Annotated in this window: 4 protein-coding genes; all 4 read left to right on the plus strand. The window is 37.6% G+C overall.

Annotated elements, in window-relative coordinates:
• Positions 1-103 precede the first annotated feature (103 nt).
• On the plus strand, positions 104-1,393 hold the full coding sequence (locus QLS65_RS04615; protein WP_282713234.1) for a hypothetical protein: 1,290 nt from the start codon (positions 104-106) through the stop codon (positions 1,391-1,393).
• A gap of 105 nt (positions 1,394-1,498) precedes the next feature.
• Complete coding sequence (locus tag QLS65_RS04620; protein WP_282715530.1) at positions 1,499-2,950, plus strand: T9SS type B sorting domain-containing protein; 1,452 nt, start codon at positions 1,499-1,501, stop codon at positions 2,948-2,950.
• 1 nt (position 2,951) lies between these two features.
• Positions 2,952-5,717, plus strand: coding sequence for a PorP/SprF family type IX secretion system membrane protein (locus QLS65_RS04625; protein WP_282715532.1), 2,766 nt, complete (start codon positions 2,952-2,954; stop codon positions 5,715-5,717).
• A 155-nt stretch (positions 5,718-5,872) separates the two neighbouring features.
• Positions 5,873-19,891, plus strand: a complete 14,019-nt coding sequence (locus QLS65_RS04630) for a T9SS type B sorting domain-containing protein (protein ID WP_282715534.1) — start codon at positions 5,873-5,875, stop codon at positions 19,889-19,891.
• Positions 19,892-19,893 lie beyond the last annotated feature (2 nt).

Genomic DNA, 19,893 nt, shown 5'->3' on the forward strand with positions numbered 1-19,893 from the left:
AAAAAACTCGTTATCGATACATTCTGATATAATTCAGAAAAATCGTAATGAGTTTTTTTTTAGTACCAAAGCATTTAATATAAATTTTATATCTTTTTATCTCATGAAAACAATTACTCAAATTGTCTGGATTCTCTTTTTTGGAGTTTTCAGTGTAAATGCACAGCAAGAAAAAGGAATAACAGGTTTAAACAACTGGCTAAATAACTGGACGGAATTTAAACCCAATAAAGTTGATTATGGTCAAGCCAATCAAATATTGGCAGGAAATATTTCCGTGAACACAAAATTGTTCAAGAAAAATGTCTACATATTGCAAGGCAGTGTTTTTATTACCAATAACGCAACACTTACCATTGAACCCGGAACAGTAATAATAGGCGATTATGAATCCAGTGCTTCTCTTGTAATCACAAAAGGTGCTACGATAATAGCCGAAGGTTTAGAGACTGACCCTATCGTTTTTACTTCAAACAGAAGCTCCAGAAAAGCGGGAGATTGGGGAGGAATTGTAATACTGGGCGATGCACCTACGAATAAATTTGGGAATGCTTCCTCTGTAAATTTTGATTTGGATACTTCGTTAACATCGTATGGCGGTAGTAATGTAAGTAGCAATTCAGGTATTTTAAAATTTGTAAGAATAGAATTTGCAGGAAAAAAAATTAAAGGCTTAGGGAATTTCAATGCATTGTTACTGGCAGGTGTTGGAAACAAAACGGTTTTAGAAAACATAATGATCAGTTATGCTGCAGGTGATTCTTTTGAAATATATGGCGGTGAACTTACTTTGAATAAACTGGTTTCTTTTAAGTCAAGCAGTGATGATTTTAAATTTAACTTTGGAACGCAATGCCGAATAGATAATTCTCTTGCCATTCGATCTTCTTATTTAACCAGCAACTTAGGTTCAAGATGTATAGATGTGGCTTCTTACGACAAAAAAGAAGAGGTTGATTTCACTAAAAAACAAACCTCAGTGATTGCAACAAATCTAACGTTGATTAACAATAGCGAAAACATCAATGCTGATATTGAATCAGGTTTAGTTAAAGAAGCTGTATATGTCTCTCAGAATACTTCTCTCGACATTAAAAAAACGGTGATTTCTGGTTTTAATCCCGCAGTTTTATTGGATAATAAAATTGAAATTAATGGCGAAAATCTAAAGAAAATAAAATTCGAACAGATGTATTTCAATTTTTGTAAAGGAAATATTTTTACGGAACATAACTTGGACAATGAGGATTTAGAAAATTGGTATGGGAATAGTGCCTTTTCTAATGTGTATTCTCAAAGTGATAATAAAGAGACATTCATAGACCTTTTCAATGATAAAAAACCTGATTTTAGATTGCGAATAGCTAAAATTACAGCATCAAATGATCACTAAAAGAATCATTTAGTTGTAGCGGATTTTGATTTCAGGTGTGAAAATGTAACGATATGCAATTGTAAATTATTTTTATGAATTGGATAAATAAAGATTGGATGCGGAATGACTATTATTATAAACAAATATTATTATTTTCTTTTATTACTGGTTTTTCCTTTAACTAATAGTGTTTATGCTCAGATAGTTATAGGAACACCAACATTATCTTTTAGTCAAATTTGTGCTAATCCATCTTTTAATACTTTTAGTGTAACGTTTCCTTTTTCACCGGTTTCCGGGTTGAATGCCACCAATCAATTCATAGTGGAATTATCAGATCCAAATGGAAGTTTTGCTATTCCAACCACAGTTTTCACTTCTATTGCAGGAGCTATAACAGTCTCACCGGCAACAGTAACTTTTTCAGTGCCTGTTACCACTGCGGGAGAACAATACAGGTTAAGGGTAAAAAGTACAAGTCCATCAGCGACAAGTCCTAATTCTATCGCTTTTGCTGCTTATTATAAAGTGCAAGATACTCCGTTTTCCATCAATAATTTTATCCCAACGGCTACCTATTGTACCGGCGGAAGTTATGTTTTAAACATAGATAATCCTGGAGCGGCAACTAATGACTCTCCTTTAAAATATCCTTCGTTAACCTATAAATGGTTTAAAGAACCAAGTTTAACTCCTATTGCTACCGGAAAAAGTGTAACGGTAAATCAACCCGGAAAATACTATGTAGAGACAAATTATGGTACTTGTACCTCAAATTCATACTCTAACCGAGTTACAGTAAGTGAATCTAATTCTTCGGCTGCTACGACAATCACATCCAGCCTTGGAAATCCTTTTTGTTCGAGCGCCAGTGCAACAACTTTAATTACAGTGGCGGGTAATAGTTATCAATGGTCTAAGGATAATGTTGCTATAGCCGGAGCTACAAGCCAAACGTATGTAACCAATCAACCAGGACAATATTCAGTAACTGTAAGCTTTGGAAGTTGTGTGGCCAATGCCTCCATCAACTTACAAGGATATCAATTTGCAAGCACTATCAATGTCCCGGATACCAATACCATTGCTCCAGATGAAACGTTGGAAGTAATTGTAACAACAGCGGCTTCCAGTCCGGAATACAAATGGTATTTAAACGGAACAATTATTTCGGGCGCTACAACAAGTACGTATGATATACAAACAAAAGGGAATTATAAAGTTGTAATCACTCAAACTACAGGCTGTGTCGCATCAAAAGAATATTCTTTTGTAGTCAATTCCTCAATTGATCCCAATCCATTTCCTAATGTTGCAAACATCCCTAATTTAGTAAGCCCAAACGGTGACGGTATCAATGATACTTGGGTTATTCCGCAAGAATATGTAAGCGGAACAAATACAAAAGTACAATTGATAAGTTCCTTGGGGGAAATAGTGCTCGACACAAATGACTATCAAAATAACTGGCCCGAAAACGGAAACGATTTCAAGAATATAAACCCGATTTATTATTATATTATCACTACTCAGGATCAAAAAGTGAATAAGGGATCGATAACAATAGTGAAATAACATGAAAAATATTTTTATAGTTATAGCTCTTTTTTTCGGTACAGAACACCTGCTTTATGCTCAAGAAGATGGAGTGGTTTCATTTAATCTACCCGTCCGAAATTCGTTAAAGTTTAATAGATTCCTGATCAATCCTACCTTTAGTTTTGTTAGAGAACAAAGCACGATTGTCAGTTTTTATAACAAAAGGCAATGGGTTCAATTCGACAATGCGCCTCAGACCTATTTAGTGAGCTATTCTGGAAGATTCAGAGAAAATGAAGGGATTTCTGTTGGATTATTCCAGCAGAATTATGGTGTGCTTACCACCTTTGGGGCTGTGGCAAACTTTGCTCATAATGTCATGTTTCAAGAGGATAGTAATCTAACTTTTGGAATGAATGTAGGATTTTATAAAAGTGGCTTAGATAAAGGCAAGGTTATTACAAACTATCCTGATCCATCGTTAGAAAGTATACCTTCAAATGCTTTAATAACAGTGAATCCAGGTATCAACTATGGAACTGCCTTTCTTGATTTTGGACTTTCTATAAATAATCTGATTTTATACAATCTTAAAACTTCCAAAGTAGTCGAAGACGATCCTGAACAAAGCATTCAAGCCCACATTATGCACACAGGATATTTAGACACCTATGGTTTTTTTGACAAAAGTAAATTTTCGGCTTTGCTTAAAACTGAGGTTAAAAAAGACAAAACAGTTGTTTCGGGATTAATGATGTTTGCTATTCCAAAAGGAATTTGGGCTCAAGCGGGTTATAATAGCGTGTATGGAATTTCTGGTGGACTAGGGTTGAATATTACTCCAAAAATTTCTTTAGAATATAACTTTGAAAAAGGCATGGGGAATTTATCAAATTTTGGCTCTTCTCACGAAATTGTTTTTGCCTATAAATTTAAGAGTAGTTCATACTATTATGGCGATGATGAGGAAGAAGGGGCTATTATTTCTCCAACAGAGGTAAGAAAATCAGTTCCAGCAAAAGAATCTAGCATTTTATCTCCTGAGGATGCTCAAAAACTGAAGGAACTTAAACTTGCTTTGGCAGCTCAAAAAGAGGAAAGAAGATTACAAAAATTAAAAGAAATCGCTGATGCTGCAGCTAAAGCCAAAGCGGATTCACTTAACCAAACCAAATTGGCTGCAGATGCTAAAGCTAAAGCGGATGCCCTTGCTAAAGCTAAACTTGCTGCAGATGCCAAAGCTAAAGCAGATGCGCTAGCAAAAGCAAAAATAGCAACAGATACTAAACCTAAACCTGATGCACTTGCTCAAGCGAAACTCGCTGCTGATGCCAAAGCCAAAGCTGATGCACTAGCTCAAGCAAAACTTGCTGCTGATGCCAAAGCCAAAGCTGATGCACTCGCTCAGGCAAAAATCGCTGCTGATGCTAAAGCCAAAGCTGATGCACTTGCTCAGGCAAAACTGGATACTGATAATAAAGCCAAAGCTGACGCACTAGCTCAGGCAAAACTTGCTGCGGATGCAAAAGCTAAAGCTGATGCACTTGCTCAAGCAAAACTTGCTGCAGATAATAAAGCCAAAGCCGATGCACTAGCGCAGGCAAAACTGGATACTGATAATAAAGCCAAAGCTGATGCTCTTGCTCAAGCGAAACTCGATGCGGATGCTAAAGCTAAAGCTGATGCTCTTGCTCAAGCGAAACTCGATGCAGATAATAAAGCTAAAGCCGATGCACTAGCGCAGGCAAAACTTGCTGCTGATGCTAAAGCCAAAGCTGATGCACTTGCTCAAGCGAAACTAGATGCAGATAATAAAGCTAAAGCTGATGCCCTTGCACAGGCAAAACTTGCTGCAGATGATAAAGTCAAAGCAGACGCTCTTGCTCAAGCGAAACTCGATGCGGAGAATAAAGCTAAATTAGCAGCAACACCAAAGGATGCCACTACAAAATCGATGGATGATTTAAGCAAATTAGTAGAAGAATCTAAAAACACACAGCAACAATTATTAATGCGATTAGGTGAAACGGTTGCCAATAAAGAAAAAGACCTGAAAGAATTAAAAGAAGAGAATGATTTAAGTGAGAAAGGTATTTTCAAAGAGCCGAAGCCTTTCAAAAGCGTGTCTGCGGAGAATAATGCATTAGAAGCTTTAAAATTAGAATTAGTTGAGGTGAATAAAACTCAAACCGTAAAAATTAGAGAGTTAGAGAATTTATACAAAGAAAGACTGAAAAAAGTGCCGAATAAAGATGATGAAACGAATCAATATTATTTGAAAGCCATAGAAACATTAAAACAAGAACAATTAAAAGTATTGCAGTCAAATACGAATCTGATTGCATCATTAGAAAAAATTAAAACAGATACTGAAATTGAGAAAAAAAGAAGAATTAAACGCGCTGGTTTTGAGAATGATCAAAGTAGGTATTTGAAAGATAAAGCGACATTAAGCTTAATAAAAGAGAAGACTGCTTTCAGTTCGGTTCCTTTAAAAGCAGAAGATTTTGACTCAGGTGATGAGCAGTCTACTATGCAAATTCTGAAAAATATTAAAAATGTGGAAAGTGGTTATTATTTAGTGGTTGCAGTACACGATAATGTTGCTAAAAGAGATGAATTTTTAACAAAAGCAGTTGCTGCAGGACAAACAAACATAGATTTCTTCTACGATATTAATACCAGTAAATATTTCATTTACTATAACAAATTTGATAACATAGAAGAAGCCAAAAAAGCATTAGAGTCAAAAGGCAGTAAACCTTATAACGGCAAAATGTCTCTTGCTAAAATTGAAAATTAATTAATAAAATCAGTTATGGAAAAACAGTAATAATTTGTTCTAAATATTAAATTCAGTTTTGCACATTTTTGGATTAATTCCCAAGGCCCCTAAGAGTTAATCCGGAAAAATAAAAACCATCAGGCAATGTTGCCTGGTACAATAATTTTACCCCAATGAAATTAAAAAACTACCTACTAATTGCTGCATTATTTGTGGCAAATAATTATATTGTATTAAGGCAATCTGCCCTTTCTTTTGCGTCTCTATTTTTCACTCATACGATTAAATCAGAAAGGATTTCATTATTGAATGTGTTAAAAAAGTCTGTTCTTTTAAAAACAGGTTTTGTACTGTTAATGCTATTGCTGAGTGAGACATCCTATACTCAAACCTACAAGACATTTGCTATACGAAAAAAGATAGATATCAGAGGAAGTATGGTTGTGGCGGGAAATAATATTTTGGGCCAAGACAATCTTCCTTTTAATGATAATACAAAATCCAATCGGGATATATCGATGAAGTATATTGATATTGATTCTGATGCCAGTACTTTCAGTTCCAGTAGTGCAGACCTTTCAGTTCCTACACAAATAAACGGGACGTTAAGCACCTGTTATAGGGTCTCCTATGCTGCTTTGTATTGGGGAGCAATGCTTCAAAGCGGTAGTAGGACAGACATCAATAAGGTAAAGCTAAAATTGCCGGGGGCTTCCACATATAGCGATATTAATGGGACACTCATTTATGATACCAACAGTTCTCCCATAATTCCAGATGCGAATAAACCTTATGCCTGTTATGCTGATGTGACCAGTTTATTGAGTGGTTTGTCAAGTGCAGGGGGAACGTATACGGTGGCTAATGTAATTGCCAGTGAGGGTTCTAATGGCTCCACCGGATTATCAGCCGGATGGACTCTTTTTGTGGTTTATGAAGACCCAAGCCTTCACATGAAATCATTTAATGTTTTTGATGGATTTAGCCATATTTATGATTCACATTTTGAAAAAATTCCGGTTACAGGTTTTATAACTCCTCCATCAGGTCCTGTAGATTTACAGTTTGCTTATGCTGCTTTGGATGGAGATAAACCTAAAGGGGGAACAAAACTGGAGTTTGGCACTAAGGAAGTTACGACTCCCTTAAGATCTGCAAATAAGTTTTTTAGCTCTACGATTGAAAATACCAATGGAGTTCAAACGCCAAGAAATCCTTTTGGATCCAATACCTTGGGATATGATACCGGTGTATTGGAAGTGGTAGGAGCAAATCCGGAGTATATAAAAAACAACCAAACATCAACCGATTTTACATTGCAAGTGGCCAAAGGCCAAGCGGATCCGGTATTTCTATTTTTCTCTGCTTATGCTGTAGATATCATTGCGCCAAAAATAGACCTGACTAAACTGGTAAAGAACACTTCGGGAGTTGACATTGGTGGAACCAATGTTACTTTAGGACAGTCTTTAACGTATGAAATTAGTTATCAAAATGTTGGTAATGATAATGTGAATAATTTTACAATAAAAGATGTACTGCCGGAGAATATAGTCTTTAATCCTCTTACCAATATCGATTATACTAATTCAGGAGGAGCTACATTACAATCCTATGATCCAGCTACAAGGACCATTATTTTTACAATCCCAAACAGTTCCGTATTAGTCAATGGAGCCCTTTATACCATACGCTTAAACATACAGGTCGTCCCCAATTGTAACATGTTGAGTGATGCTTGTTCGAATGTGATCATGAACCAGGCGTTTGCAACTTATAGCGGTATTATTAATACCAATACATTTGAAGAAGAGGGGAGTTTTGCCTCAACCGCTTGTAAATTAGGTTCGCCTGAATCGACTAATTTTTTAGTAGATATTTCCAATTGTACCTTTGAAAGAACCGAAGTCTTGTGTGGAGCCAGTGTTGTATTATCCGCCTCAGATGGATATGCCAGCTATTCTTGGTCAACAAGTCCAACAGGAACACCGGTTATTGGAACCGCTCAAACCTATACAGCCACTCAAACCGGGGTTTATTATGTAAAAAACACTCCTTCGGGTACCTGTTTGCCAATTAATGAAAAGATTACCGTTGTTCCTTATGGTAATACCATTACGAATCCAGTTATCCCTTTTGCAGATTTATTGCCTATTTGTCCGAACAACGGAAAAGTACTGCCTAATATTTTTCTGTGTGGTGCCAATGCTACCCGTGCAATTACTACCGGGATTAGTGATGCGGCATCGATTGTTTGGCAAAAATTAAACGAGGCAAGCTGTCCAGCCGTTACTGTTGATAATTGTGCGAATGAAAGTTCAGCATGTACCTGGAACCAAGTTGGTACGGGTCCGGATTATACGGCAAATACTGCCGGACAATATAGGGTTACCATAAACTATGTAGGAGGCTGTTACAGTGTTTTTTATTTTAATGTGTATCAAAACCTTTTAAGCCCAACAGTTACCACCAGAGATATTATCTGTAGCACCCTTGGAGAAATAACCGTTGGAGGTGTTCCTGCAGGATATGAATATAGTTTGAATGCTGCCGGTCCTTACCAAACATCAAACGTGTTTTCTATTGCTACGCCTAATTCCTATACGGTATATATTAAACAAGTTGGGGTAGTTACCAATCCATGTATTTTTACTGTTCCTGATATTCTTATCCGAAATAGAGTTTTTACGGTTTCAAAATTTGTCAGTCAACCACTTTGTAACGGAGATAAAGGAGCGATAAAATTGGCGGCTAATGACGCACGTCCACAATATTATTTTAGCATTCACCAAGGGGGAACATTGGTCAACAGTGTAGGTCCAATAATGGCTAGTGAATATGAATTTTCGGGTTTAAATCCGGGAATCTATACCGTGAGGGTTCGGACTGAAGATGGTTGTGATTATTCGGAAAATATTGAAATAATAGAACCACCTTTATTAACAGCAACTTCGGCACTGACTAAACCATTGACTTGTACAGATGGGCAAATTACAGTATATCCTGTTGGAGGAACGCCACCATATACATATTATGTAAATAGCACAACCGATTTCCAAAATACGCCACAAATTACGGTTACAAATCCATTGCCGCCGGGAGGTGTTTATACTATAGACGTTTTTGACAGTAAAAACTGCAAGACCACAACTACAATTACGGTAGCTGCTATTCCGCCGCCAGTTTATACGGTTAGTCAAACTAATATTCTATGTTACAATGACACTACTGGAGAAATTAAATTTAATGTTACAAATGCCAATGGGTATACTTTAACTTATAGTATTGATAATGGCGTTACCTATGTGGCAAATCCAACTTTTTCTAACCTTAGTGCAGGAACTTATTCGGCAATTCTTAAATATTCATTGTTGGGTGCAGACTGTTTTTCTACAGCTGAAGTGATCACAATAACACAACCAACAACAGCTTTAACGGCTTCTGCGGGAGTTTCTGAATTAGCCGGTTGCGGACCTTTGGGGGAAGGGAAAATAAGAATCACTAACCCACAAGGAGGGACACCTTTTCCAGCACCAAATTATTATTTATATAGTTTTGACAATCAGGCTACTTGGATAACCACTAATGAAGCGTACTTGGCTCCGGGAACGTACACGGTGTATATAAAAGATGCTAATGGTTGTATTTATGCCATGCCAAATATCATCATTGACCCAAAACCGGTTGAACCAACTATTGAGGTTGAAGATGCTGTTTTCAATTGTGATGGTACTGCAACCAGTACCGTGACTGTAACAAATAATGGTGGAGCTAATTATAGTTATCAATACCTTTTGGACGGTACTCTGAATGCGAACATACCGTCAAATGTTTTTACAAATGTGCCTTCCGGAACGCATACAGTAAGTGTTTCCTATACATTATTAAGCGTTCCAACTTATAGTAATTTATTGAAAGAAGATTTTGGATCTGGAGCACCAACTACAACTTCGGGGATTGCTAGTGCTTATTGTTTTAATGATCAACATGTGTTAGCACCTTATGCTTGTGGTACTAGATCAGTCGAAGACAACCAATATTCTGTAGCTAGCTTTTTTTGGAGATCTGATGACCCAACAAGTAATAATACTGGGGCTTGGTATCACTTTAAAGATCATACAAGTAATGGAACGAATGTAAATGGAAGGTATTTATTGGTTAATATCGGCTCTGCTGCCGGACCTTATGGGGTTCTATACAGTAAACCTATTGTTGATATTATTCCAAATCAAGACGTAAAAGTTGATTTGTATCTTGCTAACTTAATAAGGACTTCTAGAACTGGAGCTAAACCGGATTTCATTATAGAGTTAGTCGATGGTTCAGGAGCAGTAGTAGCTTCACAAGCAACTGGTGAAATTGCTAATAATGAGATTTGGAATCTAAAATCGTTGTCTCTAAATCCGGGTAATAATACTAATTTGACATTTAAAATACGTTCTGGAAGTATACTATATTCCGGGAATGATGCTTTAATTGATGATATCACGGTATATCAATTACCAAAATCATGTATTACTACCAAAGATTTTACAGTAATTATTCCTACTGATGAAGCTTTTACTGCTTCTATTACAGGATTCAAGAATGTAACTTGTGCTGGTGCTAATAATGGTGAAATCACAATCGCTGCCCAAAATTTTGATACTACAAAAGGGTTTCAATATTCTATTAATAATGGCGTGACTTGGTTTACCCAAATGACCTCTCCTTATACAATCACAGGATTAGCAGATGCCACGTATAATTTACAAATTCGTTATGATGCTACCTCAACAGGAACGTGTGTAAAACCATTTACACAAATTATAACTGCGCCAACGGCATTAATCACTACAGCAACTGTAACTAAAGTTGCAACCTGTATTTCGGGTGCAACCATTACGGCCAGTTCTACAGGAGGAACTTTAGCATATAGATATGAATTATGGGATGCAACAGGAACGACGAATGTTCAACCATCTCAGAATACCGGTATTTTTACAAATCTTGCACCGGGAACCTACATTGTTCGTGGGTATGACGCTAATAATTGTACCGATGATGCTGATGCACTTGTTGTTTTGGCACCGCCAACTTTAACCGCATCACTGGACGCAAGCTCTGATTTATGTTTTGATAGTTTAAATCAGGCTTCATTAGTAGTAAATACTTTAGGAGGAACTGCACCATATACGTATAGTTTAGATGGTGCTCCGGCTCAAAACAGCAATACATTCAATACTGTAAGTGCAGGGAATCATTCGGTCTTGGTAACAGACAGTTTTGGTTGTACTGCGCCGGCTATTACTGTTAGTATTGCACCTCAGCTGACTACTGTAGCGACTACTACCAAGACATTAGACTGCACAGGTAATCCAAATGCTGTAATATCAGGAACCATTTCTGGAGGGAATGCTCCATTTGTAATAACGGTACTTTCAGGAACTGGACCAGGAACAATAGCCCAACCAACAGCAACTACTTTTACATACACAACAGCAGTTGCAAGCACGTATCAATTTCAAATACAAGATGCCCAAGGATGTATTACTACCGCTACTGCAGCGGTAAATTCTTTAACTCCGATAACAGCCACAACTACAAATAGTAACCCTTCTTGTAATGGTGCATTTGATGGTTCAGTACAAATAGTTCCATCAGGAGGAGTAGGTCCTTATACATACAGCAGCGATGGAATTACGTATGTTTCTAGTTCATTATTCTCAGGTTTAGGCAACGGAACACATACTTTTTATATCAAAGACAGTAAAGAATGTTTTATTACAAAAACGGTTACTTTAACAGAACCTACTGCTTTAGTAACGTCAGCAAGTGCAACCGCATTTAGTTGTAGTGTCACTAATACGAAACAATCAGCAACAATAACCATAGCGGTTCCTACTACAGGAACAGCTCCATATCAATACAGTTTTAATGGTGGTGGTTATACCAATGTCAATATCTTAACGATAAATGATAACGGAACAGATCAAGTAATTTCGTATTCCGTAAAAGATGCAAAAGTGTGTGTATACTCAAACACGATTACAGTTTTAAAATTAAATCCACCAACTGATTTAAGTTTTGCGGCTGCACCAATAACATGTACCGCGCCAACAACGACTGTTACAGTTACAGCCACAAATGGAGTAGGAATATTGACTTACGCCATTACTTCGCCGGCAGCTTCAGTAGCTTCGAATACGACCGGTGTTTTTGCTGGATTATTGCCGGGAACTTATATTTTTAAAGTTACCGATGCCAATGGATGTTATTTCTCAGAATCCTATGTTGTAAATTCAGTTACGCCAATAACTGTTATTGGAAGTAAATTGAGCGATGTGTTGTGTAATGCAGGAAATACAGGATCAGTTCGATATACTATTTCTGGATTTTCAGGAACGTATAGTTATAGTATTAATGGAGGTTCAATTATTACGGGACAAACGGCAACAACGATTAATTTGACCAATCAATTTGCAGGAACATATGCAATTTTGATAACCGATGAGGTTACGGGTTGTACGTCGAATGCTTCTGTTACAATACTAGAACCGACAGTTCTAACCATACCTTCAACAAGTGCCACTAATGTGCATTGTAACAATGACAATTCACAAATTACGGTAATGGTCTCTGGAGGTACCGCTAATTATTTATACGCAGCAGTAATTGCGGGCTCTACGGCTCCAATAGCTTCAGTGTACAACAGCAGTAATATCATAACTGTTGACACGAACTCAGCGACAAATTTAAGCTGGGATGTTTATGTAAAAGATGCTAAAGGCTGTATCGTAATCACTACAGTAGATGTGATTACAGATGATTTACCAATTGTTACGGCCACTGTAAACAATCAGTGTACAAGTTCAGGAAGTAATTTTACAATTACTGCTTCGGGAACTGGATTGGCGCCTTTAATGTATAGTATCAATGGAACTACTTTCCAAACAGGTTCAACGTTTACAGTTGCCCCAGGTTCATATACGGTTACTGTTAAAGATAAAAATGGCTGTACCGCTCAAGCAGCTGCGCCTACTGTTGTTTATCCGGCTATGATTGTAACGGCTGTTTTAACCAAAGACAACACTTGTTTTCCTGCGCCTACGGATGCTAGTATGACTATTTCGGTAACTGGAGGAGAAGCTCCATTTGGATATCGTGTAAAAGTTGGAGCGGGTTCTTATATTGGTTCGCCAATTCCTTTTGGAGGAACCTCGTTTACATTTAACACATCAACCGCAAATACATATCAATTTGAAATTACGGATGTTAATGGATGTACCAAAGAAAGTAATGTAATTTCAACAACAGCAATTGTACCTGTAACGGCTTCTTTTGTAAAAGTAGACCCAACATGTAATGGGTTTTCAGATGGTTCTATTCGATTAACTGCCCTAACCGGTGAAGCGCCTTTTACGTATAGTATTGATGGAGGAGCTACTTTTGTTGCTACTAATGTGTTCGGAGGACTAGCTTCGGGAAGTTATCCTTATGTTGTCAGAGATAAAAAAGGTTGCGATGCGACAGGAACAATTATAATTGATAATCCTCCTCCAATAGATGCTTCGATTGCAATAACAGATATATTTTGTAACGCAAATACGCCGGGTAGTTTGTTTGCAACAATTAATTCAGGTGGGATCGCTCCATTTACATATACTTTGTATAGCAATACTTTTACACAATTAGCAACATCTGGAACAACAGCAGCAACAAGTTATAATTTCACTGGATTAACTTTTGGGGATTACTATATTACAATAGTCGATGCTAAAGGATGCGAATATAAAAGCCCGAAACAAAGAATTAAAACACCACCATTTCTTAGCCTTGCTGCGCCTGTTATTGTAGGGAGTGATTGTGTTAATGGCGCAACGGTGCAACTGGAAGTTCTTTCTGGAGGAGTTGCTCCTTATAAATTTTCGATTTTTGGACAACCCGCAACAACATCACCAGCTGTAAATACTCCTCCGTATCAATGGACGTTTACTAATTTATTACAAGGAACCACTTATTATTTTCAAGTTGAAGATGCTAATCTTTGTACATCAGTATTAGAAGTTATTATACCGCCAATATCGACTATTGCAGTAAATGTAGATAGTATAAAAAATGTTACTTGTAAAGGTTCCAATAATGGTATTTTAGATTTCACAGTTAGTAGTTTTGATACTTCAGTAACAACTATAAATTACGAAATATTAGACGCATTGACTAATGCTCCAGTTTCCCCAGTTATTAGCGGTACTATAACAGGGACTGCGGGAGGACCAATATCAGGAACTATTACTTCGTTACCACCAGGGGATTATTTGTTGAAAGTAACAGAATCCACCGGTACACTTTGTTCTGCAATTATACCATTTAGCATAACTCAGCCTCTTCAAGTACTTGCTTCAAGTATTACAGCTCAAGTGAATGCCAATTGTGATTTGGGTTCTCAAATAACGCTAACTACAACAGGAGGAACCGGACCTTATGAATATGCCGCCGGTGCGCCTGGGTTTACACCAATAGCAGGTGATTTTGGAACAAGTAATGTGCTAATTTTAAATTATGTTGCTCCCGGAAATTGGGATATAGTAGTAAGGGATGCCAATGATTGTAGGATTATAATTCCTGTAACAATCTCTAAAGATGATGATCCAACCATAAATGTACCAGCTGCTATTTGTTATGACGGGAATCCGTTTACAATTACTATTTCAGGAACTGTTGATCTGGATTTAGCCGGTACAGAAATGTATAGCGTAAACGGTAGCGCTTTCCAGGCAAGTCCTAGTTTTACTTTTAATGCATCTGGAACCTATAATTTAGTAATTAAAGATGGAAATGGTTGTACGGCTACAGTACCGTATGAAGTAAAAGACCAATTGGAGTTAAGTGCAACTCTTACCAAAGAATTGGATTGTACAGCAACACCAAATGCACAAATTACTTTGACTACAACAGGTGGATATACAACGCCGTCTGCAAATTATACTTATGAAGTTTCTACAAATGGCGGTGGAACATGGACAGCTATGGCTACCAATGTATATCCTGCAGTAATAGCGGGAACGTATGATTTCAGAGTTACTGATGCGAATAATTCAATAATTTGTCAAACAACTACAACTTTTATTTTAGATCCAATACCAACTACAGTATTTAATACTACAGTAACTAATGTAAGTTGTAACGGTGGGAATGACGGATCGATTACGGTGAATGTAACTTCTGGAGTTGGGCCTTTTGAATACCAATTGGGTGCAGGAATCTTTCAATCTTCTAATTCATTTACAGGTTTAACAGCTGGTACAGCTTATGTTATTACCGTCCGTAATGCTAAGAATTGTACGCTGGCTTCATTGCCAATCACCATTACAGAGCCAGACGATTTAACGGCAACTTCATCTATTACTACAGCATTAGTATGCGGTGCGGGGAATGCAGCACAACCAGCAACAGTGACTGTAAGTGGAATTGATGGTACTGCTCCGTATACTTATAGTTTTGATGGAGGTGCAAATTATACAGCAACACCTATCTATCAATCATATACTGGAATCACATTTGATGTTTATGTAAAAGATGCCAACGGTTGTATTTTTATTTTAGATAATGGTGTTGATATTCCGGCTTTGGATACTCCAAGAGATTTAAATTTTGCAGCACCTGCTGTTACTTGTTCTGTACTAACAACTACGGTAACAGTAACAGTTCCTGTGGGACAAGGAGGTATAGCACCTTTTACATATAATAACCTAACATCAGGGACATCAAGTGGTACTGGAGTATTTGCGGGACTTTTACCGGGAACCTATTTATTCCAAGTAACGGATGCTAATTTCTGTACCTACCAAGAGTCACACACTGTTAATCCGGTAACGAATATCACTGTTTCGGGTCAATTAATTAGTGATGTGACTTGTAATCCGGGAGCCAATGGAGAAGTATTGTTTACAGTAGGAAACTTTGCAGGAATGTACAGTTATTCATTAGACGTAGGAACGACAGTTATTACCGGACAAACAAATCCAACGATAACAGTATCAGGATTAAGTGCTGCAAGTACACAAACGATCATCGTAACTGATGAAACAACAGGATGTACGGCTACAACTTTTATTGATGTTTCGCAACCTGCTCCATTAGCTTTGACAGCAAACCCATTTATTAATGCCAATTGTAATTTTGGCGCTCAAGTAAGTGTGACTGCTTCAGGAGGTGTTGCTCCATACAGTTATTCGTATGTAATAAGCGGAGATCCGGCTGGAACTTATTCTGCTTCGGCTTCAGCTGTTTTAAACCCGGTTACAGCAACATCATGGGATGTGTATGTGAAAGACGCTAATAATTGTGTAATTACAACGCCATTAACAATCGCTATTGCAACTGATCCACTTCCAACAGGAATAACGGTTTCTGGTTTAAGTCAATGTCCAAGTGCAACAGGCGATTATACTTTTACCGTAAATGTAGCAACAGGAGTGGGTCCGTATGAATATAGTATTGGAAGCGGATTCCAAACAAATCCAACATTTACCGTGAATGCATCAGGAACGTATGATGTAATTGTAAAAGATGCTAATGGCTGTTCGACAACAGCGAAAGGTTTAGTTGTTATTTTACCTGCTTTACAATTACAAGCTACTATTACGGCTTTACCAACTTGTATTGATGGCGATGGAACACTAACGCTTTTAGCTACTGGAGGTTCGGGTAATTATGAATACAGTATAGACTCAGGAACATATCAAGCTTCCGCAAATTTCACTAACATTTTTGCAGGAACACATACAGTAACCGTTAGAGATATTTCAACAAATTGTACCAAGTCTATTTCGGTAATTTTGGCAGCGGCAACTCCAATCACTGGTTTTGCACTTTCAAAAACGGATGTGACTTGCAACGGAGGAAACGATGGAAGTATAACTGCTACTATGACTACTCCTGCGGTAGGAGTAAATGACAATCCAATATACAGGTATAGTATAGATGGAGGCGCTACCACTCAAACTTCAACTGTTTTTAGTGGTTTGATTGCCGGAACATATACAATTGATGTGACTTCAGGAAGAGGTTGTGAGGCCACTCAAACCATAACTGTTGACGAGCCGGCTATTATAACAGTTCCTGCTCCAACGGTTTCTCAATATGGTTGTAATACAGGCTCAAATGCAACTAATTATGCTACGATTACTGTAACCGGGGTAACTGGAGGTTCTGGGACTTACGCCAATTATGAATTTATAAAAGGCGGAACAGTAGTTCAGTTTGGTGCGAACAATGCGTACACCGAATCTGATTTATTGGGCGGTAGTTACACCGTAAATGTTTACGATAATAAGGGTTGTATTGGCACTGCGCCATCTGTAATAACGATTGCGCCATTTATTGCTTTAGACAAAGCGAATGTAGCGGTTAACAATGCAATTACTTGTACCAATTTAGAAGACATTACGGTTTCGGTAAGCAGCATCGGAGGAACACCAACGAATCTGCAATATACTGTAGCTGATTCTAATGCGACAACAGGAGTAATTGGAGCTAATTATAATTTCACCAATGCGACTGGAATATTCACAGGACTAAATATTGGTAATTACTTAATTACAGTTGAAAATTTAGATACAGGATGTAGCATACAAAGTGTGCATTATGTAAATGATCCAAATACTTTCGAACTTACAATAGACACTATTGTTGATGTAACTTGTTTTAATGGAAATAACGGTAGTGTTAATGTCACTTTTGTTGACAGAGTAATTACAGCCACTGATTTGGATCAATCTGGGCCTTTCAATTATACCATACTTGATGCGCTTGGTAATTCGGTTACTTCAGGTACAGCTGCAACTGCAGGACCAATCACCATTAATACTTTGGCATCTGGCACGTACACTATTACTGCTACATTAGCGAATAGTCCGTTTTGTACAGTCAGTAAAAACTTTACCATTACGCAACCTACAGCAGCTTTGGCTATAGCCGAAACCCATACTGCAATAACATGTGTTACAGGTAATAATGACGGAAGTATTTCTGCATCAGCTGTTGGGGGGTGGCTGGGAGGTTATGAGTTTGAATTAACAGGACCAATGACTGTAGCGTATTCTTCTCAAAGTAATTTTACCAATTTAACAGCAGGAACTTATACAGTAAATGTCAGAGATAGTAAAGGATGTGTGGCTACAACAACTGTAATACTAGTGGTTCCAACACCAATTACCGTAACCGCAAGTTCAGATATTACAATGCTAAATTGTAAAGGAGATAAAAATGCTACGATTACTGTTGATTTGCCTACAGGCGGTCAAGGATCTAATTATTTATACACCTTGAACACGACATCTGTTACTCCGCCAACGGCATCAGGACCACAAATTTCTCCTGTGTTTAGTAGCTTAGGAGCAGGAACGTACACGATTACGGTAACAGATGGATACAGTTGTTCAGCAACTTCGGGTGCAATTGTTATCACTGAGCCAACAGAGGTGAAATCTAATTTGGTAGTGGCAACAACACAAACGTGTTTAACACAAACAACGCTTACCTTGAGTGCAACGGGTGGAACAGGACTTTACACCTATAGCGACTCTGCGGCGTTTACTGCAATTTTAGGTTCGTTTGTGTCATCGGTAACCTTTCCGGTACCAGTAGGAACGTATGTTTATTATGTTAGGGATGCCAATGGTTGTGTTGCTACTGTTTCTAATCAAATCAAGATTGATCCATTGCCAGCATTAATAATCAATTTAGATAAGACAAATGCAGTTATTAATTGTGCAGGAGACAATACAGGTGTTATTGTTGCAACTGCGCAAGGAGGACTTGGGAATTATATCTATACGCTACAGGATGCATCTGGAAATAACCTTACTGCTGTTCAGGCCAGTCCAGGTGTTTTCACAGAACTTTTTGCTGGAAATTATCAAGTAAAAGTAGATAGTGGTGATTGTACAACAACGTCATCAATTATTACGATTACCCAGCCGTTGGCACCATTAGCAGCACCTTTCACAGTTAGTGATGTAACCTGTAATGGAGCAAATAACGGATCAATTGAAATCAATGCTTCTGGAGGAACCGGTATTATCAAATATGCTATATCTCCAAATTTAAACCAGTTTGTTGACGATACTATTTTTGATAAACTGGCGCCAGGCACTTATGATGTAATTGTCCAAGATGTATTGGGATGTTATATAAAAATTAATTTCACTATAAATGAGCCAGACCTAATAAGTGTGGTAACTGATCCATCGTCTATAATTCCGGAAGTTTGTGAAGGGGATAAAGACGGAGCTTTCAGCATTACAATTTCAGGTGGAACGACTCCATATAGTGTAAGTTTAGACAATCCAAGCGGAACTTATACAACGGGTACAGCTACTCAGACCGACTTTGATTTTACAGGATTAACAGGAGGTGCTCATACCGTTTATATTCGTGACAACTTAGGTTGTAATACAGAATGGACGGAAGTATTGCCGGAATCAATACGAATAAATCCAATTGCTGTCATTGATTACAGTTGTGTAAATAATGCTGCAAGTAATACGGTTACCGTAACTGTAGATGCGAGTATAACAGACCTGACGGATGTAGATTATTCACTGGATGGAGCATCTTATCAAACGAGCAATGTATTTACAAATGTGGCTCCAGGAACAGGTCATTATGTTGATGTAAGACATACAAATGGATGTATCCAAAGAACAGCCAGCTTTGATATTGTACAAGTTGATCCATTGGCATTAGTTTTAAACGATGGAGGATTAAACGAAATTGTTGCGGTAGCTACTGGAGGAGTAGGAGGATACCAATATACTTTCAATGGTCAGTCTAATGGCGGATTGAATACATTTATTATAAGAGAATCCGGAGATTATACAGTTGAGGTAACAGATTCAAATGGGTGTGTGGTTTCAGCTACCCGATATTTTGAATACATTGATGTCTGTATCCCGAATTACTTTACGCCAAACGGTGACGGAGTGATGGATGGATGGGCTCCCGGATGTACAATCAATTATAAAGACTTGACATTCGATATTTTTGACAGATACGGTCGAAAAATAGCAACCTATCGCCTTGGCCAATATTGGGATGGTAAATACAATGGTAATGAACTTCCTTCTGGAGATTACTGGTATGTTTTAAAATTGAATGATTTGAAAGATGCTCGAGAGTTTGTAGGTCATTTTACCCTTTACAGATAATA

This window comes from Flavobacterium algoritolerans (genome assembly GCF_030010385.1).
Lineage (GTDB): Bacteria > Bacteroidota > Bacteroidia > Flavobacteriales > Flavobacteriaceae > Flavobacterium > Flavobacterium algoritolerans.

Coding starts and splice junctions, on each gene's coding strand:
- QLS65_RS04615 (WP_282713234.1), top strand. CDS start 104: ATGAAAACAATTACTCAAATTGTCTGGATTCTCTTTTTTGGAGTTTTC.
- QLS65_RS04620 (WP_282715530.1), top strand. CDS start 1,499: ATGACTATTATTATAAACAAATATTATTATTTTCTTTTATTACTGGTT.
- QLS65_RS04625 (WP_282715532.1), top strand. CDS start 2,952: ATGAAAAATATTTTTATAGTTATAGCTCTTTTTTTCGGTACAGAACAC.
- QLS65_RS04630 (WP_282715534.1), top strand. CDS start 5,873: ATGAAATTAAAAAACTACCTACTAATTGCTGCATTATTTGTGGCAAAT.